General features: G+C 63.5%; 21 protein-coding genes. 11 read left to right on the forward strand and 10 right to left on the reverse strand.

Going from position 1 to position 23,849, the window contains the following annotated elements; translation table 11 throughout:
- Window positions 1-341 precede the first annotated feature (341 nt).
- Window positions 342-932 (forward strand): BPSL1445 family SYLF domain-containing lipoprotein, encoded by a 591-nt coding sequence (locus ACTHN9_RS14910; protein WP_440537542.1) that lies wholly within the window; start codon window positions 342-344, stop codon window positions 930-932.
- Here ACTHN9_RS14910 and ACTHN9_RS14915 read toward each other — a convergent pair.
- From ACTHN9_RS14915 to ACTHN9_RS14935, 5 genes are all read right to left on the reverse strand, one after another.
- Window positions 925-2,046 (reverse strand): 3-deoxy-7-phosphoheptulonate synthase, encoded by a 1,122-nt coding sequence (locus ACTHN9_RS14915; RefSeq protein WP_440537543.1) that lies wholly within the window; start codon window positions 2,044-2,046, stop codon window positions 925-927. The genes ACTHN9_RS14910 and ACTHN9_RS14915 overlap by 8 nt on opposite strands.
- A gap of 195 nt (window positions 2,047-2,241) precedes the next feature.
- Window positions 2,242-3,576 (reverse strand): argininosuccinate synthase, encoded by a 1,335-nt coding sequence (argG, locus tag ACTHN9_RS14920; protein ID WP_440537544.1) that lies wholly within the window; start codon window positions 3,574-3,576, stop codon window positions 2,242-2,244.
- A gap of 243 nt (window positions 3,577-3,819) precedes the next feature.
- Complete coding sequence (locus ACTHN9_RS14925; RefSeq protein WP_440537545.1) at window positions 3,820-5,547, reverse strand: FAD-dependent oxidoreductase; 1,728 nt, start codon at window positions 5,545-5,547, stop codon at window positions 3,820-3,822.
- Window positions 5,548-5,655: 108 nt separating this feature from the next.
- On the reverse strand, window positions 5,656-6,651 hold the full coding sequence (locus ACTHN9_RS14930) for a threo-3-hydroxy-L-aspartate ammonia-lyase (protein WP_440537546.1): 996 nt from the start codon (window positions 6,649-6,651) through the stop codon (window positions 5,656-5,658).
- Between the two features lie 28 nt (window positions 6,652-6,679).
- Entirely contained in the window at window positions 6,680-7,651 is a 972-nt protein-coding gene (locus tag ACTHN9_RS14935; protein ID WP_440537547.1) for an ornithine cyclodeaminase family protein, read from the reverse strand.
- A gap of 179 nt (window positions 7,652-7,830) precedes the next feature.
- Between ACTHN9_RS14935 and ACTHN9_RS14940 the strand changes: the two genes are divergently transcribed.
- Complete coding sequence (locus tag ACTHN9_RS14940; RefSeq protein ID WP_440537548.1) at window positions 7,831-8,463, forward strand: helix-turn-helix transcriptional regulator; 633 nt, start codon at window positions 7,831-7,833, stop codon at window positions 8,461-8,463.
- A 16-nt stretch (window positions 8,464-8,479) separates the two neighbouring features.
- Here ACTHN9_RS14940 and ACTHN9_RS14945 read toward each other — a convergent pair whose 3' ends face one another.
- Window positions 8,480-9,079, reverse strand: a complete 600-nt coding sequence (locus tag ACTHN9_RS14945; protein ID WP_440537549.1) for an acetate uptake transporter — start codon at window positions 9,077-9,079, stop codon at window positions 8,480-8,482.
- A 375-nt stretch (window positions 9,080-9,454) separates the two neighbouring features.
- Between ACTHN9_RS14945 and ACTHN9_RS14950 the strand changes: the two genes are divergently transcribed.
- The 3 genes from ACTHN9_RS14950 to ACTHN9_RS14960 all read left to right on the forward strand — a co-directional run bounded on the left by ACTHN9_RS14950 (window position 9,455) and on the right by ACTHN9_RS14960 (window position 12,266).
- The gene (locus ACTHN9_RS14950) at window positions 9,455-10,684 is read left to right on the forward strand and encodes an MFS transporter (protein WP_440537550.1); all 1,230 of its coding nucleotides are present in this window, start codon (window positions 9,455-9,457) and stop codon (window positions 10,682-10,684) included.
- A gap of 176 nt (window positions 10,685-10,860) precedes the next feature.
- On the forward strand, window positions 10,861-11,412 hold the full coding sequence (locus tag ACTHN9_RS14955; RefSeq protein WP_440537551.1) for a YbhB/YbcL family Raf kinase inhibitor-like protein: 552 nt from the start codon (window positions 10,861-10,863) through the stop codon (window positions 11,410-11,412).
- A 20-nt stretch (window positions 11,413-11,432) separates the two neighbouring features.
- The gene (locus ACTHN9_RS14960; RefSeq protein ID WP_440537552.1) at window positions 11,433-12,266 is read left to right on the forward strand and encodes a helix-turn-helix transcriptional regulator; all 834 of its coding nucleotides are present in this window, start codon (window positions 11,433-11,435) and stop codon (window positions 12,264-12,266) included.
- Between the two features lie 21 nt (window positions 12,267-12,287).
- Here the strand turns inward: ACTHN9_RS14960 and catC are convergent, their stop codons facing one another.
- From catC to ACTHN9_RS14975, 3 genes are all read right to left on the reverse strand, one after another.
- Window positions 12,288-12,566 (reverse strand): muconolactone Delta-isomerase, encoded by a 279-nt coding sequence (catC, locus tag ACTHN9_RS14965; protein ID WP_440537553.1) that lies wholly within the window; start codon window positions 12,564-12,566, stop codon window positions 12,288-12,290.
- A gap of 77 nt (window positions 12,567-12,643) precedes the next feature.
- Window positions 12,644-13,771 carry a muconate/chloromuconate family cycloisomerase gene (locus ACTHN9_RS14970; protein WP_440537554.1) on the reverse strand — a complete coding sequence of 376 codons (1,128 nt, stop codon included), beginning with the start codon at window positions 13,769-13,771 and terminating at the stop codon, window positions 12,644-12,646.
- 104 nt (window positions 13,772-13,875) lie between these two features.
- Window positions 13,876-14,811 (reverse strand): LysR family transcriptional regulator, encoded by a 936-nt coding sequence (locus ACTHN9_RS14975; protein ID WP_440537555.1) that lies wholly within the window; start codon window positions 14,809-14,811, stop codon window positions 13,876-13,878.
- Window positions 14,812-14,988: 177 nt separating this feature from the next.
- Between ACTHN9_RS14975 and catA the strand changes: the two genes are divergently transcribed.
- The 6 genes from catA (at window position 14,989) to ACTHN9_RS15005 (ending at window position 23,004) form a co-directional block, all read left to right on the forward strand.
- Entirely contained in the window at window positions 14,989-15,924 is a 936-nt protein-coding gene (catA, locus tag ACTHN9_RS14980; protein ID WP_440537556.1) for a catechol 1,2-dioxygenase, read from the forward strand.
- A 146-nt stretch (window positions 15,925-16,070) separates the two neighbouring features.
- Window positions 16,071-17,429: a Rieske 2Fe-2S domain-containing protein gene (locus tag ACTHN9_RS14985; RefSeq protein ID WP_440537557.1), complete on the forward strand. Its 1,359-nt coding sequence runs from the start codon at window positions 16,071-16,073 to the stop codon at window positions 17,427-17,429.
- Window positions 17,426-17,914: a benzoate 1,2-dioxygenase small subunit gene (gene benB, locus ACTHN9_RS14990; protein ID WP_440537558.1), complete on the forward strand. Its 489-nt coding sequence runs from the start codon at window positions 17,426-17,428 to the stop codon at window positions 17,912-17,914. The genes ACTHN9_RS14985 and benB overlap by 4 nt, the downstream gene beginning before the upstream one ends.
- A gap of 37 nt (window positions 17,915-17,951) precedes the next feature.
- On the forward strand, window positions 17,952-18,974 hold the full coding sequence (benC, locus tag ACTHN9_RS14995) for a benzoate 1,2-dioxygenase electron transfer component BenC (RefSeq protein ID WP_440537559.1): 1,023 nt from the start codon (window positions 17,952-17,954) through the stop codon (window positions 18,972-18,974).
- A complete protein-coding gene (gene benD, locus ACTHN9_RS15000; protein WP_440537560.1) occupies window positions 18,971-19,747 on the forward strand; it encodes a benzoate diol dehydrogenase BenD in 777 nt (258 codons plus the stop codon). Before benC ends, benD begins: the two co-directional genes overlap by 4 nt.
- 134 nt (window positions 19,748-19,881) lie before the next feature.
- Window positions 19,882-23,004: a diguanylate cyclase domain-containing protein gene (locus ACTHN9_RS15005; RefSeq protein WP_440537561.1), complete on the forward strand. Its 3,123-nt coding sequence runs from the start codon at window positions 19,882-19,884 to the stop codon at window positions 23,002-23,004.
- A 27-nt stretch (window positions 23,005-23,031) separates the two neighbouring features.
- Here the strand turns inward: ACTHN9_RS15005 and ACTHN9_RS15010 are convergent, their stop codons facing one another.
- On the reverse strand, window positions 23,032-23,808 hold the full coding sequence (locus ACTHN9_RS15010) for a GntR family transcriptional regulator (RefSeq protein ID WP_440537562.1): 777 nt from the start codon (window positions 23,806-23,808) through the stop codon (window positions 23,032-23,034).
- Window positions 23,809-23,849: the final 41 nt, after the last annotated feature.

Here is a 23,849-nt window from a genome sequence, read left to right on the forward strand (position 1 = left end):
GCGAGAGAAGCGGCCCGGATTCCGATAGTAGCCGATCATGGCTCGACACACCTGAAGGGCTGCTGAAGCGCGCGACGTTCACGGGCATTCGCGGCATTCGGCCCGCGAGCGAGTTGGCCTCGTCTGCCTCATCCGATAGGAAGCGACCGAACGTCGCGCGCATGGGAACGACAGCAACACTCGGAACGATGAGCACGGTCGGACCGGCAAGGAACGGAAAGGATAACGGAAAGGAACGATAGGAACTCAGGCGCCCTCGCCCTTGTCTGTGCCTAAAGACTGCCACCGACACCTACACCGCGGCATACCGCAACCGATTCGTTCGCTTCTCGGGAGAATTCATGCAACGCCGTCGATTCATCGCCATGACCGGGGCCGTGCTCGCATCGAGCGGGCTTTCGCTAACCGGCTGCACCACCACCGCCCCGTCCTCGTCGGACACGCCGGAGGCAAGCGCCAAGCGGCGCGCGACGATCGATGCCGATGTCGATGCCACGCTGACGCGGCTCTATGCGAACGTGCAAGGCTCGCACGAACTCGTCGACAAAGCGCGCGGCGTATTGGTATTTCCGTCGGTCATCTCGGCCGGCTTCTGGTTCGGCGGCCAGTACGGCCAAGGCGCGCTGCGCATCGGCGGACAAACGAGCGGGTATTACAGCGTCGCGGCGGCCTCGTTCGGTTTGCAGATCGGCGCGCAATCGAAGGCGATCGTCATGCTGTTCATGACGCAAGAAGCGCTCGATAAGTTCACGAGCAGCCAAGGCTGGGCGGCCGGCGTCGATGCCACGGTGGCCGTGGTGACCGTCGGGGCGAACGGCAATGTCGATACCGCGACGGCAACGAAACCCGTCGAAGCGTTCGTCCTGACTAACGCCGGTTTGATGGCCGGCGTCACGCTCGAAGGAACGAAAATCTCGAGGTTGTTTATTTGAGCGACCGCCGGCGCCGGACCGCCTGCGCCAGCGTTTCGAGCACGGGCTCCGTTTGCGCCCAACTCAAGCAGGCATCGGTAATCGACACGCCGTAGCGCAACGGCACGCCGGGCTTCAAATCCTGCCGTCCGGCTTCCAGATGGCTTTCCACCATCACGCCGACGATGCGCTTCTCGCCGCCCGCGAGCTGGGCGGCGATATCGCCTGCCACGTCGATCTGCCGGTCGTGCGCCTTACCCGAATTGGCGTGCGAGCAATCGATCATCACCTGCTCGCGCAGGCCCGCCGCGCGAAGCACCGCGCAACACTCGTCGACGCTCTTCGCATCGTAGTTGGGCCCCTCCTTGCCGCCGCGCAGAATCACGTGCGCATCCTGATTGCCGCGCGTTTCGAAGATCGCGGCCATGCCCATTTTCGTCATGCCCATGAACGCGTGGTTCGCCCGCGCGGCCACGATGGCATCGGCTGCGATTTGCACACGGCCGTCCGTCCCGTTCTTGAAGCCGACGGGACAGCTCAATCCCGACGCGAGCTGGCGATGGCTCTGGCTCTCGGTCGTGCGTGCGCCGATTGCCCCCCAGGCGATCAGATCGGCGATGTACTGCGGGCTGAGCAAGTCTAAGAATTCGGTGGCGGCCGGCAAACCCAGGTTGCTGACGTCGAGCAACAAGCGCCGGGCCGCACGCAAACCTTCGTTGATGCGGAAGCTGCCGTCGAGCCGAGGATCGTTGATATAGCCCTTCCACCCCACTGTCGTACGCGGCTTTTCGAAGTACACGCGCATGACGACGAGCAAATCCTCGCGCAGCTCGTTCGCCGCCGCCTTGAGGCGGTGCGCATATTCGAGCGCTTGATCGTGATCGTGGATGGAGCATGGGCCGACGACGGCCACGAGCCGATCGTCGCGGCCGTGCAAGATGTCGCCGATCTCGACGCGGGCACGTTCCACCAAGGTCTGGACCGAGGGCGGCACCGGCAATTCGTCCTGCAACAGCGCGGGCGAAATCAGCGGACGGACGGCGCCAATGCGAACGTCGTCGATGCGCGTCGTATCTTGCGTTTCGTCGGCAACGCCGACTTCTCGATCGTGGGAAGGGTTATCGATGCTTCTCATAGCCGTTGCTCCGGGCCGCGTGCGAAGCGTCGATTATCGCACTTGCGGGCGGCCGCAAGCGATCCGCCCCGTCCAGATGCGACATACCGCATGCGGCCGATGCTCGCATGCGGTATGAGGGGGCCAGAGGGCCCGCAGCCGGACGGCCATGGGCGGCGATGGGCGGACTGCTTGGCGGATTGCTTGCCGGACGGCTTACTTATCGTCGCCCTTGATTTGAGGCAATGCCGACGCTTCGCCCGGCGTCAGCAAGCCGACTTGCGAGTAGATCCGCAGCTTCTCGCGCGTATCGGTGATATCCAGATTGCGCATCGTCAGCTGGCCGATCCGATCGCGCGGCGAGAACGTCGATTGAACCTTCTCCATCGAAAGCCGCTCGGGCTGATAGGTCAGGTTCGGCGATTTCGTGCTGAGGATCGAATAGTCGTTACCGCGACGCAGCTCGATCGTCACTTCCCCCGTGACCGCACGCGCGACCCAACGCTGCGCCGTTTCGCGCAGCATGATGGCTTGCGGATCGAACCAGCGGCCTTGGTAAAGCAGGCGGCCGAGGCGGCGACCGTTGTCGCGGTATTGCTCGATCGTGTCTTCGTTATGGATGCCGGTGACGAGGCGTTCGTAGGCGATGAACAGCAGCGCGAGCCCCGGGGCTTCGTAGATGCCGCGGCTCTTCGCCTCGATGATGCGGTTTTCGATCTGATCGCTCATGCCGAGGCCATGACGGCCGCCGATGCGATTGGCTTCGAGCAGCAGCTCGACGGCATCGGTATATTCGACGCCGTTCAGCGCCGTGGGACGACCTTCTTCGAAGCGAATCGTCACTTCTTCCTTGGCGATTTGCACGTCGTCGCGCCAGAAGGCCACGCCCATGATCGGGTTGACGATCTTGATGCCCGATTCGAGGCTTTCGAGATCCTTCGCTTCGTGCGTGGCGCCGAGCAAATTCGAATCGGTCGAGTAAGCCTTTTCGGCGGACATCTTGTATTCGAAGCCCGATTGGCGCATGAATTCCGACATTTCGGCGCGGCCGCCCAGTTCGTCGATGAACTGCTGATCGAGCCACGGCTTGTAGATCTTCAGGCCCGGGTTCACGAGCAGACCGTAGCGGTAAAAGCGCTCGATGTCGTTGCCCTTGTAGGTACTGCCATCGCCCCAGATGTTGACGCCGTCTTCCTTCATCGCCGCAACCAGCATCGTGCCCGTGACCGCACGGCCGATCGGCGTCGTGTTGAAGTAGGTGACGCCGGCCGTCGAGACGTGGAACGCGCCGCATTGCAGTGCCGCGATGCCCTCGGCCACGAGTTGCGCGCGGCAGTCGATCAGGCGTGCACCGGCCGCGCCGTATTCGAGCGCACGGCGCGGGATCGCATCGTAATCGTCCTCGTCGGGCTGGCCGAGATTGGCCGTGTAGGCATACGGGACGGCGCCCTTGAGCTTCATCCAATGCAGCGCGGCGCTCGTGTCGAGGCCGCCGGAAAAGGCGATACCGACCTTCTGGCCAGTCGGGAGGCTTTCAAGAATAGTACTCATGAAGGAAACCGTTCAATCGAGGATGGAGGGTAAATCGCGCTAACCGGCCGTCTGGAGCCCGCGCGCCGCATCCCCGCCCGAGCCGGGCGCTAAGCGACGCGCAAAAACGCTATTGTAGCCGGTGCGCGGGGCACCGCCGGATTTGGCGGCCTGCATCCGGCCAAGGGCGGACGGATACGCGCGCGAGCGCCGGGGCGCCGAGCCCGCGCGAACGGCGTGCGCGTGGCGGGCCGGGCGACGCGTTCAACCCGGCCGCCCCGCTTCGGACAGCGATTGCAGGTAGGCGTGAATCTGGCTCACGACCGCCGCACCGTCGCCGACGGCGGACGCCACGCGCTTCGTCGATTCCGCGCGCACGTCGCCGATCGCAAACAGCCCGGGAATGTTCGTCTCCAAGGGGAACGAGGTATGTTCGTTCGGATGCCGGGCTGCATGCGCGGCGGCCGTGCCGGTAGAGACGAAGCCGTTGCGATCCAATTCGACGCCGCTCGACGCGAGCCAATCGGTTTTCGGGTCCGCGCCGATGAACAAGAACAGATGGCGCGACGGCACGACCTCCCGCTCCTTGCCGCGCCGGATCGCGACATGCGCCAGCCCGGCTTCGTCGCCCTCCAGCGCATCGAGTGCGCATCCGGTACAGAGCGAGACGTTGGGCAACGCGCCGATGCGGTCGATCAGGTATTTCGACATGCTCGCCTCGAGCGAGCGGCCGCGAATCAACACACGAATACTACGGGCGAAATTCGCCAGAAAGACAATCGCCTGCCCCGCCGAGTTACCGCCGCCGATCAGGACGACGTCCTGGCCCTTGACCAGTTTCGCTTCGATCGGCGACGCCCAGTAGTAGATCCCCCGTCCTTCGAAGCGGTCGACGTTTTGTACGGCCGGCTTGCGATACGCCGCGCCGCTCGCGATCACGACGGCGCGTGCGCAGACGGTCTGGCTGTCGGCCAAGGTCAGGCGGAAATGGTCGTCTTCGCGCGCCACGGCGGCAATCTTGCTCGGAATCGCCAAATGCGCGCCGAATTTTATGGCCTGCTGATAGGCGCGTCCGGCCAATGCTTGTCCGGAGATGCCGGTCGGAAAGCCGAGATAGTTTTCGATCCGGGCGCTGGCGCCCGCTTGGCCACCCGGCGCACGTTCGTCGAACACCGCCACCGACAAGCCTTCGGTGGCGGCATACACGGCGGCGGCGAGCCCCGCCGGTCCCGCGCCGACGATCGCCACATCGTAGACGCACGCCGATTCGAACGAGGGCACGAGCCCCAGGCAGGTGGCGAGCCGGACTTCGTCGGGGGCGCGCAACACCGTGCCGTCGGGACAGAAAACGAGCGGAAAATCGTCGGGGCCGAATGTGATGTCGGCCAGCAGCGCGACGGCTTCCTTATCTTCATGCGCATCGAACACCGTGGACGGATGGCCGTTTCGCCGCAAGAAGCCTTGAAGCGCGATCACGCGCGGGTCGAGACCGTCGCCCACGATAATCGGCCCCAGCCCCATCTGAATGAGCCCGATTCGCCGCAGGATCAGCGCGCGCATGATGCGTTCGCCCAATTGCGCATCGGCGACGATCAATGCACGGAGCTTGTCCGGCGAAACGACAAGCGTGTCGCAGTCGGTTTCGGCGATCCCATCGACGAGCGCGGGTTTGCCGGATAGCTGCGCCACTTCCGCCATGAAGCTGCCGGCCTCGTGCTCCGCCACCCGCCTCCAATTGCCGGCCCGGTCGCGCGAACACACGCGCACTCGCCCATTCAGCAGAAGGTACAGGCCTAAGGAAACGTGGCCGGCTTGGAAGAGGCAATCGCCCTGCTTGAAAGACATGGGCGTCGCAAAGCGGCGCAAGCTCGCGATTTCGGCTGGCGATAGCTTCGGAAACAATTGATGCTGGCGGTGTTCGAGCGAGGAAAACGGCACTTCCTCGTCCTGCCCCGGTGCGCCGGCAGGAGAAACGATCGCTGGGCTATTCATGGGTGGGCCTCGGCTTCTCGGTTAACGCCGCCCCGCGCGGGCGTTCGTTGCTCGATCGGCCCATCCGGCGCTGGCGATGGCCAGCTTAGCAAGGTTTGGCGAAAGGCGTTACCCAGAAACGCGTAGTGCCGCGCCATCTTGCGCCACCAACGCGCAGAACCGGTCGAGGTCGATGTTGCCGCCGCTCACGATCACGCCAACCCGCTTGCCTTGGAGCGAACCCTTCGCGCCCAGCACGGCCGCCAACCCGAGGCACCCGGTCGGTTCGACGATCATCTTCATGCGAGCCGCGAAGAACTTCATCGCATTCACCAACTCGGCATCCGATGCAGTGAGGACATCGTCGACATCGCGTTTGATGATGCCGAACGTGTAATGCCCGAGGTGTTGCGTCTGCGCCCCGTCGGCGATCGTTTTCGGCGTGTCGATGTGAACGATGGCGCCGCTGCGCAGCGACTGCTGGCCGTCGTTGCCGGCTTCGGGTTCGACGCCGTACAACACGCATTGCGGCGCGAGCGCGCGTGTGGACAACGCCGTGCCCGACAAAAGCCCGCCGCCGCCCAACGGGACGAATAAGTGATCGAGCGCGCCCACTTCCTCGAACAATTCCTTCGCGGCCGTGCCTTGCCCCGCCAATACGTCGGGGTGGTCGTAAGGCGGGATCAGCGTGAGGCCCTGCTCGTCGGCAAGCCGCTTGCCGATCGCCTCGCGATCTTCGCAATAGCGATCGTAGACGACGACATTCGCGCCGTATCCTTTCGTCGCCGCGACCTTCGCCGCCGGCGCATCGTGCGGCATGACGATCGTTGCCGGCATGCCCAGAATCTTCGCGGACAGCGCGATGCCCTGGGCGTGATTGCCCGACGAAAACGCCACTACCCCTGCCGTGCGCTGCTCCGGCGAGAACTTCGAGAGTGCATTGAACGCGCCGCGAAACTTGAACGCGCCCATCCGTTGAAAGTTCTCGCACTTGACGAATACCTCGCCGCCGACCAGCTCGTTTAGCGTCCGCGACGTGTGAACCGGAGTGCGATGGGCGAAGCCATCGATGCGCGCGGCAGCGGCCTCGACGTCGGCATAGGTAGGAAGGGGGTACGTAGTCATGTGGGATTCGCCAGTCAAATGTCTTCTATTACCAGGGCCATGCCACCGAAGTGCCGAGCCCTTGTTCCATCGCTCGCTCGTAAAGCAAGCGCGCGACCGTGAGGTCCTGAAGCGCAAGACCGGTCATGTCGAACACGGTAATGTCGCGTTCGGCGCGCTCGGCCGCCCTGTTGCTCGCCAGCAGGTCGCCGATTTCCGTGCAAGGCAGATGCGGGGCCCATTGGCATTCTCCAATGCCGCGCGCCTGATCCCGATCGTCGACGAAAATCCGGGCGCGCGACAATACGCCCTCCGGCAGTTCGCGCTTGCCGGCTGTATCTGCACCGACGCAAGTCAAATGCGTGCCAGGCTGAACCGCATCGGCATCGAACAATGGCCCCGCACCCGGTGTCGCGGTGATGACGATGTCGCTGCTCGCTACCGCATCGTTATGGTCTCTTGCGATGTCGATGTCGCATCGTTGCCGGAAGGCCGATTCGAACGCGGGCGCCGGCGTACCGCCGGGCGTCACGTACTGCACCGTGCAACGCCGCGGCAGCAGCGTCAAAGCATACTCGAGCTGGACGCGTGCCTGCACACCCGTGCCGAAAACGCAGATTCTGCTGCTTTCCGGGCGCGCAAGCAACCGCAAGCCGAGACCGCCGGCCGCGCCCGTGCGAGCGGTGGTAATGGCGTTGCCGTCCATGATGCAAAGCGGACGCCCCGTGCTCGGATCGAATAGCGCAACGGTTGCCTGATGAGGTTCGCCGCCGAGCGCGCGGTTGCCGGGCCAGAACCCGGCCGCTTTGAATCCTAGGAGGTCCTGGCTCGCGACGTCGCCGGATTTGATGCCGAATACGCCGCCCGTGTGCAGCCGTTCGCGAACGACGGGAAACACGCGACCCGCGCGCCGGCTATGCAAGACGAAGGCTTCGCGAACGGCCGCCGTGACTTGCTCGGGTTCGAGGATGGACCCGACGATATGGCCGTCGAGCAAGAGGAGTTGAGCGTCTGTGGGCATAGGGGCGATCGGCGGATTGTCCGGCATCGATAGGCATCGATGTTTGTACAGTATGTCTAGTATTAGACACATAGTCAAGATGTCGCGATGCGGCGAGGCCACCCCGTCGATCCTCTAGCACCTCGATCGATCGCGGCCGACCCTATACACTATGGTCAAATGTAGATGAAGAGTCCAAGATGGCTAAGACAAAACTGACCGCCGAACAGCAGACGATACTCGAGCAGGTGAAGCACATTGCGGCGGGGCTCGGCCAGACGTTGGCCCCCTTTACGGAAGTGGTCGTTCACGATCTGCGTTCGCCGAAGCACGCCATTTTGGCGATCCACAACAATCTTTCCGGGCGCCGCGTGGGCGATCCGGCCACGGAACTCGGCCTGGCGCGCATCGCCGACGACGATTACCCGCAAGTGTTGGCGAACTACGCGAATCGGTTCAGCGACGGACGGCAGGCGAAGAGCACGTCGATCGGCATCAAGGATTCGCAGGGGCACTACTTCGCCGCGCTGTGTTTGAACGTCGACGTGACGCTGTTTCGCAGCATCGCGACATTGCTCGATCAGTTTTCGATTCCGAATGCGGAAGGCGTCGGGGAATCGCTCGATCCGTCCAATGCTCACTCGCTGCGCGAGCGAATCGACCGCTTTGCCGTCGGCTTGGCAACGACGCCGCAAGCGCTGCGCACCGACCAGCGCAGAGCGCTCATGCAAGCGCTGAAGGAAGAGGGATATTTGGAATTGAGGCGATCGATGGAAACGATCGCGCACCACCTCGGTGTTTCACGCGCGACCGTCTACAACGATACGAAATAGCGAGGGGATGTCTCGCTCAGTGCGCGGGCGCTTGGACCATCCGTGCGCTAGCTTGCCCGATCGGCAGGACGGCGTGCCCGTATGCTTCGATCATGATCTCCGCGGCCGACAGGTAGAACGCCAATACGGCAGTCAGCAGGCCCATGTATCCGCCGGCGGTATGCAGCGCGGCAGAGCCCGTCCATTCGCCCGCGGCGAGCAGGAAGAAGGTGATCCACAACGCCAAAAAAATGGCTTGCAGCGCCTTCGGCGAGCGAAACGTGCCGAGCCACATGTAGAACGTGAACACGCCCCACAGGCACAGATACCAGCCGACGAAGCCGGCGGGCACGTTATCGTGCAGGAACAAGACGAAGAGCGCGAACGACCACCAGAACGCACCGTAGCTGATAAACGCCGTCGCACCGAACGTATTGCCGCGCGGCAACTCCATCACGCCCGCGATCATTTGCGCGGTGCCCCCGAACGCGAGCGCGCAGGCCAGCACGAGGTTCACGGCACCGCCGGGGTACCACCCCGCGTTGACCATGCTGAGCAGCCAAGTCGTGAGGGCAAATCCGGCAAGCCCGAGCGGGGCTGGGTTGGGGTATTTCCGCGCTTCGCTTATCTGACTCACTGTTGTCTCCTTGATTGTGGGATCGCGGTGCGCATGCATCGTCTGTCCCGGCTGCCTTTCGATAAAGCATGCCGCCTTGCAGTTCGAAAGGTTGCGTTCGATGCGGGCATCGACCGTGCAAGACGTGCGTTGCGCGCCGCCGCCAACATTGATAGCAACATGCGCTTACTCGAAACTTACCGGCCTCGCGTGCGATTGCGGTCGTCGACGATCCGTCGCCTTGTCTTTTGTCTTTTGACTTTTACCTTTTCTTTCGCTTTCTCTTTCGCCTTCTTTCTCCGCTGGAGGTCCCTACCCCCGGCAAGCGAACTTTTCGCCACGCCACTAGAATGGCTCCTTTTCGGGTAAACACCCTCTTGATCGCGGCGATCGGCAATGCACCAGTTTGAAGCAGCAAAAAATACGAAGACGGCCTGGGTCCTCCTGGCCTTGGCCGTCGGCGGTTTCGCGATCGGCACGACCGAATTCGCGACGATGAGCGTCCTGCCCCTATTCGCGCGAGGGCTCGGCATCACGGCGCCGGTCGCGGGTCATGTCATCAGCGCGTACGCATTGGGCGTGGTGGTGGGCGCGCCCGCACTCGCCGTACTGGGCGCCCGGCTCGATCGCCGCGATTTGCTGATCGCGTTGATGGCGCTGTTCGTGGTGGGCAATGGATTGAGCGCGCTCGCACCGAACTACCACTGGATGCTCGTGTTCCGCTTCATCAGCGGCTTGCCGCATGGCGCCTACTTCGGCGTCGCGGCACTCGTCGCGACCTCGCTCGTCCCAGAAAACCGCCGTACCGTCGCCGTCGGCCGAATGTTCCTTGGGCTCACGGTCGCCACGATCGTCGGCGTACCGTTCGCGAATTGGCTCGGCCATGCGATCGGCTGGCGCTGGAGCTTCGCCTTCGCCGCTTCGATGGGCGCCCTCACGATGACTTGCGTGCGGCTGTTGGCCCCCGCCACCCCGGCATCGGCCGGCGCCAGTCCCTTGCGCGAACTCAATGCGCTCAAGCGCGCGCAGGTTTGGTACACACTCGGCATCGGCGCCATCGGTTTCGGCGGCTTGTTCGCGGTCTACACGTATTTGGCCAATGTCCTCGCCTCCGTCACGCATGCATCGCTCGGCACCGCATCGCTCGTGCTGAGCGTGTTCGGCGTAGGGATGACGATCGGCAACCTCGTCGTGCCGATGTTCGCCGATCGCGCGGTGATGCGCACGGCGGGACTCTTGCTCGTCTGGAGCGCGCTGACGTTGCTGGCTTTCCCGTTGGCGGCTTCGAACGTCTGGGCGATCGCGGTGGACGTCTTTCTCATCGGCTTCGGCGGCGCGCTCGGCACCGTCTTGCAGACGCGCTTGATGGATGTCGCCGAAGACGCGCAAAGTCTCGCGGCGGCGCTCAATCATTCCGCCTTCAACACGGCCAACGCACTCGGGCCGTTCCTCGGCGGCCTCGCGATTGCCGGCGGGTTCGGCTGGACCTCGCCGGGATGGGTCGGCGCATTGCTGGCGCTCGCCGGTCTCGCCGTCTGGGCGATGGCGGGCTACGCGCAGCGCAATGCCGAGCGCCGGGCGGCCCGGTTGCAAAACAGCGCCTGTTTGGAGACGCACGGGCGCTGAGCGCTGAACGTTCAGCACCGAACGTAGCGGCGGATTTTCAGCGAGATGAGGCTTAGTCGAAAAAGAAGCAGATTGAGCGAATGACGACAATTCATGGCCGGAATGCAACGGCGCTTAGCCCAAGCGCTTCGCATAATCCATGGACCTACTTCACACGTCACTCGACAAAAGGCCCCATGAAAACTGCCGCCTGCATGCTCGGTCTGTTGACCTGCCTCGCCGCCTCGCTCTCGCCCGCGTATGCGGCCGACTTTACCGTCACGACGAATAGCCAAGCCAACGGCCGCTTCGGTCAGGCCCAAGTCAGTACGAGTTTCGGCTGCCACGGGGGTAACCTGTCGCCGCACGTTGTTTGGCAAAACGCTCCCGCGGGCACGAAGAGCTTCGTCATCACGATCTTCGACCGCGACGCGCCCACGGGATCCGGCTGGTGGCACTGGGTCGTGGCCGATATCCCCGCGAACGTAACAGAACTGCCCGCCGGCGCCGGCAGCGCCAACGGCACTTTACCCATCGGCGCCAAAACCATCGCCAACGATGCCGGCCAAGCCGAGTACATGGGCATCTGCCCGCCTCCCGGCGAAACGCACCGCTATGTCATCACCGTGAACGCGCTGAAGGTCGACAAGCTCGACCTGCCGAACGGCGCGACACCGGCGCTGGTAGGCTATCTGACTCATTTCAACAGCATCGGCAAAGCCACGACAACCGTCTTGGGTAGCCGCTGATCCTACAGGCCTAGCCGAAGATGGAACCGCACATCGCACAACGCACGGGCGTCGGAATCGGCGCGATCGTCGAACAGCAGCAAGCGCTCGAGTTCAAGCGGCTGTTCATCGACAGGCCGCTGCTCGTGATGGTCGAGCGCGGCGCGAAAATCGTGCGCTGGGCCGGCGGCGAATACCTGATCCGCGCGGGCGAGGCGGTGGCCATCGCGGGCGGGCAGGCGCTCGACGTCGTCAACCGCCCGCCGGAGCGCGGCAGCTACCGCGCGCGCTGGCTCGCCTGCGACGAGCACCTGATCGCGGCCCACGCCGCCCAACATCCGGAGCAACCGACGATCCGTCACGCGCTCGCCATCGTCGAACCGTGCGCCGAATTCGGCGCGGCGTTTCATCGCGCGATCCACGCCATCGACGACGCCAGCGTGCCCATCGCGATCGCCCAACATCGCGTGGCGGAGACACTGCTCTGGATGGGTCTGAACGGAGGGCGTTTCGGATCGGCCGCTGCCGACATGCTGACCGCCAAGGTCAGACGGCTGATCATGACCGACCTCGCGAACGAATGGAGCGCCCCGAGCGTGGCCGCGGCACTCGCCATGAGCGAATCGACGATGCGTCGCAAGCTCGCGGACGAAAACGCGACACTCACCGAAATCGTGTCGGACACGCGCATGTCGTTCGCACTGAATTTACTGCAGTCGACGCAGCATAGCGTCACGCAGATCGCTTGCGACGTCGGCTACAAGACACCGTCGCATTTCGCCGCGCGGTTTCACCAGCGGTTCGGCTTTTCGCCCACTGCGATCCGCCGCCGGCTGGCCGATCAATATCGCGCAGCGAGCATGGCGGACGGCTAAAGGCTCATTGGACGCGACGCTTCAACGAATCGAAGACGGATGCCGCGCCAGCGCCGTGACCTGCATCGTCATATAAGGAAACAAGGGCAGTGCGGACAGAATGGCGTGCAGTTCGTCGTGCGATTCGACGTCGAACACGCTGTAGTTCGCGTACTCGCCGACGATTCGATGCAACTGCTGCCATTTTCCGTCTCGTTGCAATTGCTGCGAGTAGGCCTTCTCGCGTGCCTTGATCTCTTCGGCCTGCGCTTGCGGCATATCGTGCGGCAAATGGACGTCCATTTTGACGAGGTACAGCATGATGGCTTGCTCCTAACGGGAGACGCTCTTTTTGCCTTTTGCGAGAGCGTCGATGTGAGCGTATCGCTCGCGCGAACTCAGGCTTGTTTGTCGCGCCGATAAAACGCGAGCTTGTCTTCGTCGATTTCGAGCCCGAGCCCTGGGCCCGCCGGAAGATGCAGATCGAAATCCCGGTACACGGGGCGCACCGTGACGATGTCGTCCTTGAGCAGCAATGGCCCGAAAAGCTCCGTGCCCCACGACAACTGCGCAAGCGCGGCAAAGCCGTGCGCCGACGCAATGGAGCCGATGCTGCCCTCGAGCATGGTGCCGCCGTACAGCGACACACCGGCCGCATCGGCAATCGCAGCGGTGCGCATCATGGGGGAGAGGCCGCCCGATTTGGCGATCTTTAACGCGAATACATCGGCACATGCGCCGTGAACAAGTTCGAGCGCATCTTCGGGGCCTGTCACGCCCTCATCGGCCATGATGGGCACGACAAAACGTGCCGCAAGCCGCGCCAACGCGCCGCGATGCTCGCGCGGCGTGGGTTGTTCGATCAGGTCGACGCCGGCCGCCTCCAACGCTTCGATACCCCATGCCGCCTCCGTTTCGCTCCAAGCCTGATTGACGTCGACCGTCACGCTCGCACGATCGCCGAGCGCGGCTTTGATCTTCGACACGTGTGCCACGTCGTCGCGAACGCTGCGTCGCCCGATTTTCAGTTTGAAGGTGCGATGGCGGCGTTCGGCAAGCAGCATCTCGGCTTCGGCGATATCGCGGTCGGTATCGCCGCTCGCCAGCGTCCAAAGGACGGGGAGCCGCTCGCGAACCGCTCCGCCCAGCAGCGTGGAAACCGGCACGCCCAGTCGCTTTCCCTGCGCGTCCCAGAGCGCGGTTTCGATGCCGCACTTGGCGAACCGATTGCCGCGCGCCACCTTGCTCAGTTTGAGCATCGCCCCGTTGATGTTGGCCGCGTCTTGTCCGACGAGCGCCGGTGCGAGGTAGGTGTCGATGGTCAGCTTGATGCCTTCGGGGCTCTCTTCTCCGTACGAGAGCCCGCCGATGGTCGTGGCTTCGCCTATCCCTTCGATGCCATCGCTCGAACGCAGACGGACGATCACCATGGTTTGCTGCTGCATCGTGGCCATGGAAAGCTGATGCGCGCGAATGGTCGGGAGGTCGACCAAAATCGCTTCGACGGACGTGATGTGAGCGTTCATACCTAGCGTGTTGGATGGAATACGTTGGCGCAGTATTGCCCGCGCCATCTCCGCGTGTCCAAGACCATCGACGTCTAGTGCCATACCCTCGGGGTATCGCCGCCCTACGCGCCCCCTTCCCCTGTCCTGTCCGTACGAGGCAGGTAGGGAATCTGCTCTTCCTCGTACAAGCGATAGATCAATTCCAGCATTTCCTTGATGTCGCGCGATTCGTCCATGGCACGCGTGCTCATGATGAGCGGCGAGACGAGTGTCGGATCGTCGAGTTCCTTGTAGCTCACATCGTCGCGCTTCAATCCATGCACGCTGCTCGGCACCACCGAAATCCCCTCTCCCGCCGCCACGAGCCCCAATGCGATCTGCAACTCGCGCACTTCATAGATGCGGCGCGGCGAAAGCGACCGATCCTGGAACGCCGACAACACCTGATCGGCATAGCTCGGCCTGGGCGCTTTCGGAAAGATGATCAGCGTTTCGTTGATCAGATCGCGAAGCGAGAGCACGGGTTTCGCTGTCGAAAGCGGATGCCCGACCGGAAGCGCTACGATCAACTTTTCTTCGCGGAGCACCACACGGCGAATGTTGGCGTCTTCATGCCGAATGCGGCCGAAGCCGACATCGATTTGGCCGTCTTTGAGCGCGCGGATTTGATCCATCGTCGACATCTCGTGCAGACTGAGTTCGACCGTCTTGTTCTCGTCGCGGAATCGTCGAATGATTTTCGGGAGCATGCCATAGAGCGTCGACCCCACGAAACCGACCGACAGACTGCGCTCGATGTTGCCGACCCGTCGCGTCATCGATTCCAATTCGCTCGTCTGCGCCAACAACTGCACGGCATGCGAGTAAAAGAACTTGCCGGTTTCCGTGAGCCGCAACGGGCGCGCATTGCGCTCGAACAGTTGCACGCCCAGCGTTTCCTCGAGTTGTTGGATCTGACGACTCAGCGGCGGCTGCGCAATGTGAAGCCGCTGCGCCGCGCGCGTGAAGTTGCGCTCTTCGGCGACCGCGACGAAGTAGCGAAGGTGACGCAACTCCATCTCCATACCTCCCAGATATAGCGCAATACTAAATCAGTGTTGGACTGCCGCTTTTAGCGTCCATTATGCTGCCTTCACACTTTGCTTCAGCGCCCGATTATACCTTCAGAGCATACTGTCGGCGCACTGAAACGAGGGTTTACCCCATCCGAAGATTGAGAGTGCGAGGAGCAGACAATGAGTGTCAACGTGTTCGATTCGAACGAAGTGCAGGCCTTGCTGAAAGCCGCTGCGAACTTGGGAAGCGCGCAGGGCAACGCGCGTATCAAGCAGGTCACCCATCGTCTGCTGAGCGATCTATTTAAAGCGATCGACGATCTCGACATGACGCCCGACGAGATCTGGGCCGGCGTCAACTACTTCAACAAGCTCGGGCGCGATGGCGAAGCGGCTTTGCTGGCGGCCGGATTGGGATTGGAAAAGTATCTCGACATTCGGATGGATGCCGCCGACCGCGAGGCCGACATTCACGGCGGCACGCCGCGCACGATCGAAGGCCCGCTCTATGTGGCGGGTGCGCCGATCCGCGACAGCGTATCGAAGATCGACATCGACCCGGACGACAATGCGGGCCCGCTCGTCATTCGCGGCACGGTGACGAGCACGGACGGCAAGCGCGTGGCGGATGCGGTGGTCGAATGCTGGCACGCCAACTCGCACGGCTTTTATTCCCACTTCGACCCGACCGGCGCGCAAAGCGACTTCAACCTGCGCGGCGCTGTGAAGACCGGCTCGGACGGCCGATACGAATTTCGCACCTTGATGCCGGTCGGCTACGGTTGCCCGCCCCAAGGCGCCACGCAACACCTGCTCGATGCGCTGGCGCGTCACGGCAATCGTCCGGCGCATGTGCACTTCTTCGTCACGAGCGAGCACACCCGCAAACTGACCACGCAAATCAACATCGAAGGCGATCCGCTGATTTGGGACGATTTCGCTTACGCCACGCGAGAAGAGTTGGTGCCTCGCGTCGTCGATAAAACCGGCGGCATCGCGCTGGGACTGAAGGCCGACGCGTACCGGGAAATCGAGTTCGATATCGTGCTGACGCCGCTGGTGCAGGGTCAGGACAATCAAATCGTCCATCGAGCGCGCCTCGCCGCGGCGGCGTAAGGCACGTACGCACGTAGTAAAGCGCGTAGCGACTCACCGCGGCGGCAGGCACGCGCCGCATGTCGCTCCGGCGCACGCTTTAAACCACGAATCATTTGAACCAATGCGAAGGACTTCTTCAAGAAGCCCGCATAGGGAGAGCACGCATGTCCGCCACCATCGACAAAGCCCGGCAGTTGAACGAATTGCTGAGCGTCGCCGTTCAAGACGATCGGGAAAACGGCGTGTTTCGTTGCCGCCGAGACATCTTCACGAATCCCGATCTATTCGAACTCGAGATGAAATACATCTTCGAGCGAAACTGGGTCTACCTCGCGCACGAAAGCCAGATCCCGAACCCCAACGATTACTACACGACCTGGATCGGTCGTCAGCCTATCGTCATCACGCGCGACAAAACCGGCGAATTGCACGCCGTCGTCAATGCCTGCGCACACAAGGGCGCGATGCTCTGCCGCCGCAAGCACGGCAACAAAGGCAGCTTCACGTGCCCGTTCCACGGCTGGACATTCTCGAACGCCGGCAAGCTGCTGAAGGTGAAAGACGAGAAGACCACCGAATATCCGGTGCAATTCAACAAGGAGGGCTCGCACGATCTGAAGCGGGTTGCACGCTTCCAAAACTATCGCGGCTTTTTGTTCGGTAGCCTGAATCCCGATGCGATGCTGCTTGAAGACTATCTGGGCGAGACGAAGGTCATCATCGACCAAATCGTCGCCCAGGCGCCGGACGGCCTGGAGGTGCTGCGCGGCAACTCCACCTATATCTACGACGGCAACTGGAAGATGCAGATGGAGAACGGCTGCGACGGCTATCACGTCAGCACGGTTCACTGGAACTACGCCGCGACGATGGGCCGGCGCAAGGAGGACGGCACCAAGGCGGTCGATGCAAACGGTTGGAGCAAATCGATCGCAGGCGTCTATGGATTCGAGCACGGTCATATCCTGCTTTGGACCAACACCATGAATCCGGAAGTGCGGCCGGTTTATCGGCATCGCGACGAAATCGCGGCCCGCGTCGGCCAAGACAAGGCGAAGTTCGTCGTCAATCAAACGCGCAATCTGTGTCTGTATCCGAATGTGTTTCTGATGGACCAGTTCAGCACGCAGATCCGGGTGGTGCGTCCGATCGGCGTCGACCGAACCGAAGTCAGCATCTTTTGCTTTGCGCCGAAGGGCGAAAGCGACGAGGACCGCGCGACGCGCATTCGCCAATACGAAGACTTCTTCAACGTATCGGGCATGGGAACCAGCGACGATCTAGAGGAATTTCGGGCCTGTCAGTCCGGTTACGCCGGTTCGGTGCCGGGATGGAACGATCTGTCTCGCGGCGCGCCGCTGTGGATCCACGGGCCCGACGAAAACGCGAAATCGATGGGTTTGAACCCGCTGATTTCGGGCGAGCGCAGCGAGGACGAGGGTTTATTCGTGGTCCAACACGAGTATTGGGTTCGAACGATGCGCGATGCCTTGAAATGGGAACAAGCGGAGGTCTCGGCATGAACGTCGACTACCTGAAGATTTGCGCGGCTTTGTATCGCGAAGCGCGCTTGCTCGACGACCGGCAATGGGACGAATGGTTGGCGTGTTACACGGAGGATGTCGTGTATTGGATGCCGGCCTGGGATGACGACGACACGCTCACCGACAACCCCCAGAGCCAAATCTCGCTGATGTACTACCCGGATCGCAGCGGCCTGGAAGACCGCGTGTTCCGCATCAAGACCGAACGCAGCGGGGCATCGATGCCGGAGCCCCGCACGAGCCATCACGTCGCCAACGTGGAGGTGCTGGCCGAGCGCGACAGCGAAGTGCATGTCCGATACAACTTCAACACGCTGAGCCACCGCTACCGCATCACGGATCAGTTTTTCGGCACGGCGTACGTGACGTTCCGCAAAGTCGACGATCGCTTGTTGATTTCGAACAAGCGGATCGTGTTGAAGAACGACTATATCCGCCAAGTGCTCGACGTGTATCACGTCTAGTGCCGGCGGCAGGAAGAGATAGGAAGCAGGAGGCAACGTGTCAAGCTACAACATCGCACTGAACTTCGAGGACGGCGTTACCCGCTTTGTCGAATGCAAAGCCGGAGAAAAGGTTTTGGACGCGGCCTTTCGGGCCAAGATCAACCTCCCGATGGATTGCTCCGACGGTGTGTGCGGCACCTGCAAGTGCCGCGCCGAAAGCGGCCGTTACGACCTCGGCGACGAATACATCGAGGATGCGCTGAGCGACGGCGAAAAGCAAAGCGGCCTGGTGCTAACGTGCCAGATGGTGCCGCAAAGCGATTGCGTCATCGCCGTTCCCGCTTCGTCGACGGCCTGCAAAACCGCGCAAAGCCGATTCGCCGCAACGGTCGCGAACGTCGAGCCGCACAACGACGCGGCCGTCGTGCTCGAATTGAACGTGGCCGGTGCGGCGCCGGTGTTTCTGGCGGGGCAATACGTCAACATCGACGTGCCCGGCAGCGGCCAGCATCGCTCGTATTCGTTTTCGTCGGCACCGGGCGAAACGAACGTCCGCTTTCTGATCAAGAAGATTCCCGGCGGCACGATGAGCACTTGGCTCGAATCCGCCCGGCCGGGCGAGCGCGTGGAGATGACGGGGCCGCTCGGCAGCTTCTACCTTCGCGCCGTGCAGCGCCCGCTTCTGTTTCTTGCAGGCGGCACCGGCTTGGCGCCGTTCCTATCGATGCTCGAAGTCTTGGCCCGCGATCGATCGCAACAGCAGATCCATCTGATCTATGGCGCGACGCGCGATCTCGATCTCGTGCAAGTCGAAGCGATCGAAGCGTATGGCGCGAGGCTACCGAACTTCACCTTCGGCACCGTCGTCGCGGATCCCACGTCGACCCATCCGCGCAAGGGCTGGGTGACCCAGCACATCCCCGCTCAATGCCTGAACGATGGCGATGTCGACGTGTATCTGTGCGGGCCGCCGCCGATGGTCGACGCAGTACGCGGGTATTTCGACGAGCACGGAATAACGCCCCATAGCTTCCACTACGAGAAGTTCACGCCCAATGCGGCCGCGGTGGCGGTATGAACGGACAACGATTCGAAGGGAAGGTGATGGTGGTGACCGGCGCGGCACAGGGGATCGGCCGCGGCGTCGCCCTGCGCGCCGCAGCGGAAGGCGCGAAGGTTCTGCTGGTGGACCGGGCCGAGTTCGTCGACGAAGTGGCTGCCGAAGCGATCGACGCCGACACCGCTGGGTTCGTCGCCGACCTCGAAACCTACGACGGTGCCGCGTCCGCCATGGCTTTTGCCGTGCAAAAGTTCGGCCGAATCGACATTCTCGTCAACGGCGTGGGCGGCGCCATTCGGATGCGCCCCTTCGCCGAATTCGAGCCGACGCAGATCGACGCCGAAATCCGCCGGTCGCTCATGCCTACCTTGTACGCGTGCCACGCCGCGCTGCCGTACATGCTAGCGCAAGGCCGCGGCACGATCGTCAACGTATCGTCCAATGCCACGCGCGGCATTCGGCGGGTACCCTATTCGGCGGCGAAAGGCGGCGTGAACGCGATGACGCAGTCGCTCGCGATGGAGTACGGCCCGCACAACATCCGGGTGGTCGCCGCCGCGCCCGGCGGCACGCAAGCGCCCGCGCGCCGGGTCCCGCGCAACGCGGCAGGCGACAACGAAAACGAGCAGGCCTGGATGAGCGAAGCGGTCGCACAAGTGACCGAAGCGACGTTCTTTAAGCGCTATGGCACGATCGACGAACAAGTTGCGCCCATTCTCTTTCTCGCTTCCGATGAAGCGAGCTATATCACCGGTGCGGTATTGCCCGTCGCCGGCGGCGACAACGGATGATCCGGGCGCGCGCCTAAATCGCGAAAACGGTAACGCCGACACGGCTCCATGACGACGCGACTTAAAGTAATTTCGCGTTTTGCCGATATTTCCTATGGATAGCGAACTCAACGAGCTACCGGGAAATAGCGTTCATGTCCACCTTCATGCCCTGTTGGCAGCCGATCCGACGATGCCTGCTCGCGCCGCTGCTCGCGGTAGCGGCGGGCTGGGCCATCTCGCCCGCCGATGCGGCCAATGCTTGGTACGACGGCGCGACACCCGTCTTTCGCCATATCGAGGTGACCGGCGACATCGCCCCCACGGCGATGCTGCAGGATCGCGACGGTTTGATCTGGATTGCCTCGCAAACGGGCCTAGCGAGCTGGGACGGCTATCGCTTCCATGGCTATATCGCCAATCCGGGCAATCCCGGCAGCTTGCCCTCCTCTTACGTCAATGCGCTGTGCGAGGACGGCGACGGCCGCCTCTGGGTCGCCACCGATACTGGCGCTCTGGCGCGGCTCGACAAGGCAACGGACCGTTTCTCGGTGGTGGGCGCCGGCCCCCACGGTTTGAGCAGCCAAAGCGTGTTCGCGCTCGCCGCCGATGGCAAGGATGGCCTTTGGGTGGGCACGGCCGCCGGGCTGGACCGCTTAGACCTCTCGAGCGGCAAGGTGCGGCATCAAGCCGACGGCGGCATTGCCCCGGGCCTCCCGGCAAGTCGCATCAACGCGCTGCTCGTCGACCGCCACGGCGACCTGTGGGTCGGGACGATGCACGGCGTCTACCTGCTGCGAGCCGGCGCCCGCGCCTTCCAGCCGGTGGCGACGCTCGCGAGTACCGGGGGTGCCGTCGAAGTGTGGCAATTGATGGAGGACGAAGCCGGGCGTATCTGGGTGGGCACGCGCGCCACGGGCGCATTCGTGATCGAACCGGGCACGACCGCGGCGCGTCAGATACACGAGAGCGTACCGAGCGGCAAACAAGGCAGCGAGGCAGACTGGGTCGACGCGATGGTCGACGCGGGCGGCGGCAAAGTGTGGCTCGGCACTTGGCCTCGGGGCATTCTTCAGGTGGACACGCGCACCTGGACGACGCAGCGTCTACGTCACGACCCTGCGGTATCGGGAAGCCTAGGCCAGGATGGGGTGTCGGTGTTGCTGCGCGATCGCAGCGGCCTCGTCTGGGCCGGCGGCCCGAATCTGTTCGATTCGATCGACCCGCAACAACGGGCGATTTCCACCTGGTACGGCGGTGGCGGCCGCCTGCTCGGCGGGACGAACGCGGCAGTCACCGCGGTGCTCGTGCGGCCCGATGGCAGCGCCTGGCTCGGCAGCAACAACGGCGGCGTCGACATTGTTGCGCCTAACGGCGCGCCGGCGTGGCAACTACCCGCCGCCGGGGAAGGTGGGTCCGGCACGACGCTGCCCAAGAGCCCCGTCCTTTCCATGGCCGATGGATCGGACGGCGAAGTCTATATCGGTACCGGCAAGGGCCTGTACGGCACGCGCGATCGCGGCCGCCGTGTCGAGCGGATGGCATTCCGCGGCCTGTCGCGCACGGGGTTGACGAGAGCGCTATTGATGACCGGCGACAGGCTCTGGATCGCGGAAAACACCGGGCTCAGTTATGTCGATCACCCAGCGCAGGGTGCCGTCGCGCAGCCCGTTCCCGGCTTGCAGGGCATCGACACCATGACGCTCAGCGGCTCCGCGGACGGATCGCTGTGGGTGGGGACGTCGACAGGCCTCGCGCGATACTGGCCCGCCACGGGCCGCGTGGAGTGGCCCTGGCCCGAGACGCCAGGGCAGGCCGGGTTGCCTCGCAGCGAAGTGACCTCGGTGGCCAAGGACAGCCGCGGCAGGCTGTGGGTCTCGTTCTACGGCGGCGGCGTGCGCGTGATCGAGCCAGGCGCGGGCGGTGCGGCCGCGCACGTGCACCGCATCGGCCATGAGCAGGGCCTGCGCAACAACGCCGCGAACGCCTTGTTGCTCGATGCGCAAGGCAACGCATGGGTGAGCACCGAAAGCGGCATCCTGCGCATCGACCATGACACGTTCGCTACGACGATGTTGCAACAGGCCGACGGCGTCGGACTCTTGTCTTACTGGACGTCGTCGGCCGGCGTCGCGTCGCGCGACGACCTGCTCTTCGGCAGCTACGGTTTGACGATCGTACATCCGGACCAATTTCGCCCCTCGCGCTTCAAGGCCCCGATCGTCCTCACCGATCGGAATGGCCGGCCCGCATCGCCGGCCGGCATCACGCTCGCCCCTTCGCAACGCACGTTGGAGGTCGCCTTCGCGCTGCTCGACTACCGGGCCCCAGCGCGCACGCGCTACGCCTACCGGCTGGCCGGCTTGGAGGACGCATGGACCGACTCGCCCGCCACCTCGCGCATCGCGCACTATACGAATCTGCCTCCGGGCGACTACACGCTTCAGGTGCGAGCGTCGAACAGTCCAAATGGGTGGACGGCTTCGGTTAGCCTGCCCATCCATGTCGAGCCGGCGTGGTACGAAACGATTGCCTTTCGCACCATCGTGGTGGTGGTGCTGGCAGCGTTCGGGATGCTGCTGCAACTGCGCACGCGGCTGTTACGTCGCCGCGCCGCGGCGTTGGAGGCGCTCGTCGCACAGCGCACCCGCGAACTCCAGCAACGCTCCGATGAACTCGTGCTGCGCACGGCGGAGTTGCAAGCGAGCGAACAGCGGCTTGCGCAACTGGCTTACTTCGATGGGCTAACGGGTCTTGCGAACCGGCGGCATTTCAATGACGATCTGCAGCACATGGTTCAATTGGCGCACCGAGGCGCCGAATTTGCGCTTTTGCTCGTCGATCTCGATCGTTTCAAACCCATCAACGATGCCTACGGCCACGATGCCGGCGATGCCGTGCTGAACGCCGTGGGGGCACGCCTGCGCAACGCAACGCGTGAAGTCGATCTTGTCGCGCGCCTCGGCGGCGACGAGTTTGCGGTATTGCTGTTTCAACCGGGCGACGGCGCGGCCGTGGCCGCCGTCTGCGAACGGATCCTCGCCGCGTTTGCCGAACCGATCTGCTATAGCGGCCTGTCGTTGGAAGTAGGCGCGAGTATCGGCGTGGCTACATGCCCGCGTGACGCGAACGATGCGATGGCGCTTTACAAGGCCGCGGACGTGGCGCTTTATGCGGCGAAAGAGGCGGGCCGCGGCGTCTGGCGCCCGGCGCAGGCGTCGGAAGCGAGCGAATTCACCGAGACGATATTGCCCGTTGCGGGCGGCGACAACGGATAGCGGTTAGCGCGCATCGAAAGCCGCGCCTCAATCGGGCATCTGCTCGTCACGGATTAAACTTGCACCGAACACGCGCGATCGCAGCGCCTCGTTGTTCAACGCGTTCTCCAAGTTGCGATGGGCGATGCGCGCATGCTCGCGCATCAACGCTTCCGCACGCGCCCCCTCGCGCCGCTCGATCGCATCGAGCACCGCGCGATGCTGCGCCTGTGCCACGACGAGCACCTGATAGGCGTCCCGCGCGACCGATTGCACTTCGACGAACCCGCTGGGCGACGCGAAAGGCAATGCCATGGCCTTGGCGAGTTGCCGCTCGACGACACTGCTGTTACACGCCGACGCGAGCAAGCGATGAAACCGCTCATTGAGTTCCACGTAGCCCGAGAACTTCGCCTCGCTCATCTTCGGCGAAGCGAGCAGCGCGTCGATGCCATTCACGCATTCGTGCAGCTGCGACAGCAACGATGGCAACACGCCGCGCTCGGCCGCCAGGCGCGCGGCCATCCCTTCGAGCGTGCCGCGCATCTCGATCGCGTCGTAAATTTCCGCCGTGCTGAACGAGCGAACCGCATAGCCGCCCGAGGGCACGGCATCGAGCAGGCCCTCGTCCTGCAGCCGCATGAGCGCCGCGCGCACGGGCGTGCGCGACATGCCCAGGCGCTCCACCGCCCAAAGCTCGGTAATGCGAGCGCCGGGCGCGACCTCTCCGGCGAGTATCACCTCGCGCAGCCCCAATTGCGCCTTGACCGTTTGCGACGCACCGGCCGACGCCGCCTCTGCCGTTACTGCCTCGATTGGCTCCATTCGACTCCTTGTGCGGATGCTTCATGCGATGCGCGGCCCGC

Source organism: Trinickia sp., assembly GCF_051953405.1.
Taxonomy (GTDB): Bacteria; Pseudomonadota; Gammaproteobacteria; order Burkholderiales; family Burkholderiaceae; genus Trinickia.

What these genes read in the sequence shown, in the direction of transcription:
- ACTHN9_RS14910 (WP_440537542.1), top strand. Translation starts at nt 342, where the DNA reads ATGCAACGCCGTCGATTCATCGCCATGACCGGGGCCGTGCTCGCATCG.
- ACTHN9_RS14950 (WP_440537550.1), top strand. Translation starts at nt 9,455, where the DNA reads ATGCACCAGTTTGAAGCAGCAAAAAATACGAAGACGGCCTGGGTCCTC.
- ACTHN9_RS14955 (WP_440537551.1), top strand. Translation starts at nt 10,861, where the DNA reads ATGAAAACTGCCGCCTGCATGCTCGGTCTGTTGACCTGCCTCGCCGCC.
- ACTHN9_RS14960 (WP_440537552.1), top strand. Translation starts at nt 11,433, where the DNA reads ATGGAACCGCACATCGCACAACGCACGGGCGTCGGAATCGGCGCGATC.
- ACTHN9_RS14940 (WP_440537548.1), top strand. Translation starts at nt 7,831, where the DNA reads ATGGCTAAGACAAAACTGACCGCCGAACAGCAGACGATACTCGAGCAG.
- catC (WP_440537553.1), bottom strand. Translation starts at nt 12,566, where the DNA reads ATGCTGTACCTCGTCAAAATGGACGTCCATTTGCCGCACGATATGCCG.
- ACTHN9_RS14935 (WP_440537547.1), bottom strand. Translation starts at nt 7,651, where the DNA reads ATGCCCACAGACGCTCAACTCCTCTTGCTCGACGGCCATATCGTCGGG.
- ACTHN9_RS14985 (WP_440537557.1), top strand. Translation starts at nt 16,071, where the DNA reads ATGTCCGCCACCATCGACAAAGCCCGGCAGTTGAACGAATTGCTGAGC.
- ACTHN9_RS14975 (WP_440537555.1), bottom strand. Translation starts at nt 14,811, where the DNA reads ATGGAGTTGCGTCACCTTCGCTACTTCGTCGCGGTCGCCGAAGAGCGC.
- ACTHN9_RS15005 (WP_440537561.1), top strand. Translation starts at nt 19,882, where the DNA reads ATGTCCACCTTCATGCCCTGTTGGCAGCCGATCCGACGATGCCTGCTC.
- benD (WP_440537560.1), top strand. Translation starts at nt 18,971, where the DNA reads ATGAACGGACAACGATTCGAAGGGAAGGTGATGGTGGTGACCGGCGCG.
- ACTHN9_RS14915 (WP_440537543.1), bottom strand. Translation starts at nt 2,046, where the DNA reads ATGAGAAGCATCGATAACCCTTCCCACGATCGAGAAGTCGGCGTTGCC.
- ACTHN9_RS14930 (WP_440537546.1), bottom strand. Translation starts at nt 6,651, where the DNA reads ATGACTACGTACCCCCTTCCTACCTATGCCGACGTCGAGGCCGCTGCC.
- argG (WP_440537544.1), bottom strand. Translation starts at nt 3,576, where the DNA reads ATGAGTACTATTCTTGAAAGCCTCCCGACTGGCCAGAAGGTCGGTATC.
- ACTHN9_RS14925 (WP_440537545.1), bottom strand. Translation starts at nt 5,547, where the DNA reads ATGAATAGCCCAGCGATCGTTTCTCCTGCCGGCGCACCGGGGCAGGAC.
- ACTHN9_RS14970 (WP_440537554.1), bottom strand. Translation starts at nt 13,771, where the DNA reads ATGAACGCTCACATCACGTCCGTCGAAGCGATTTTGGTCGACCTCCCG.
- catA (WP_440537556.1), top strand. Translation starts at nt 14,989, where the DNA reads ATGAGTGTCAACGTGTTCGATTCGAACGAAGTGCAGGCCTTGCTGAAA.
- ACTHN9_RS15010 (WP_440537562.1), bottom strand. Translation starts at nt 23,808, where the DNA reads ATGGAGCCAATCGAGGCAGTAACGGCAGAGGCGGCGTCGGCCGGTGCG.
- benB (WP_440537558.1), top strand. Translation starts at nt 17,426, where the DNA reads ATGAACGTCGACTACCTGAAGATTTGCGCGGCTTTGTATCGCGAAGCG.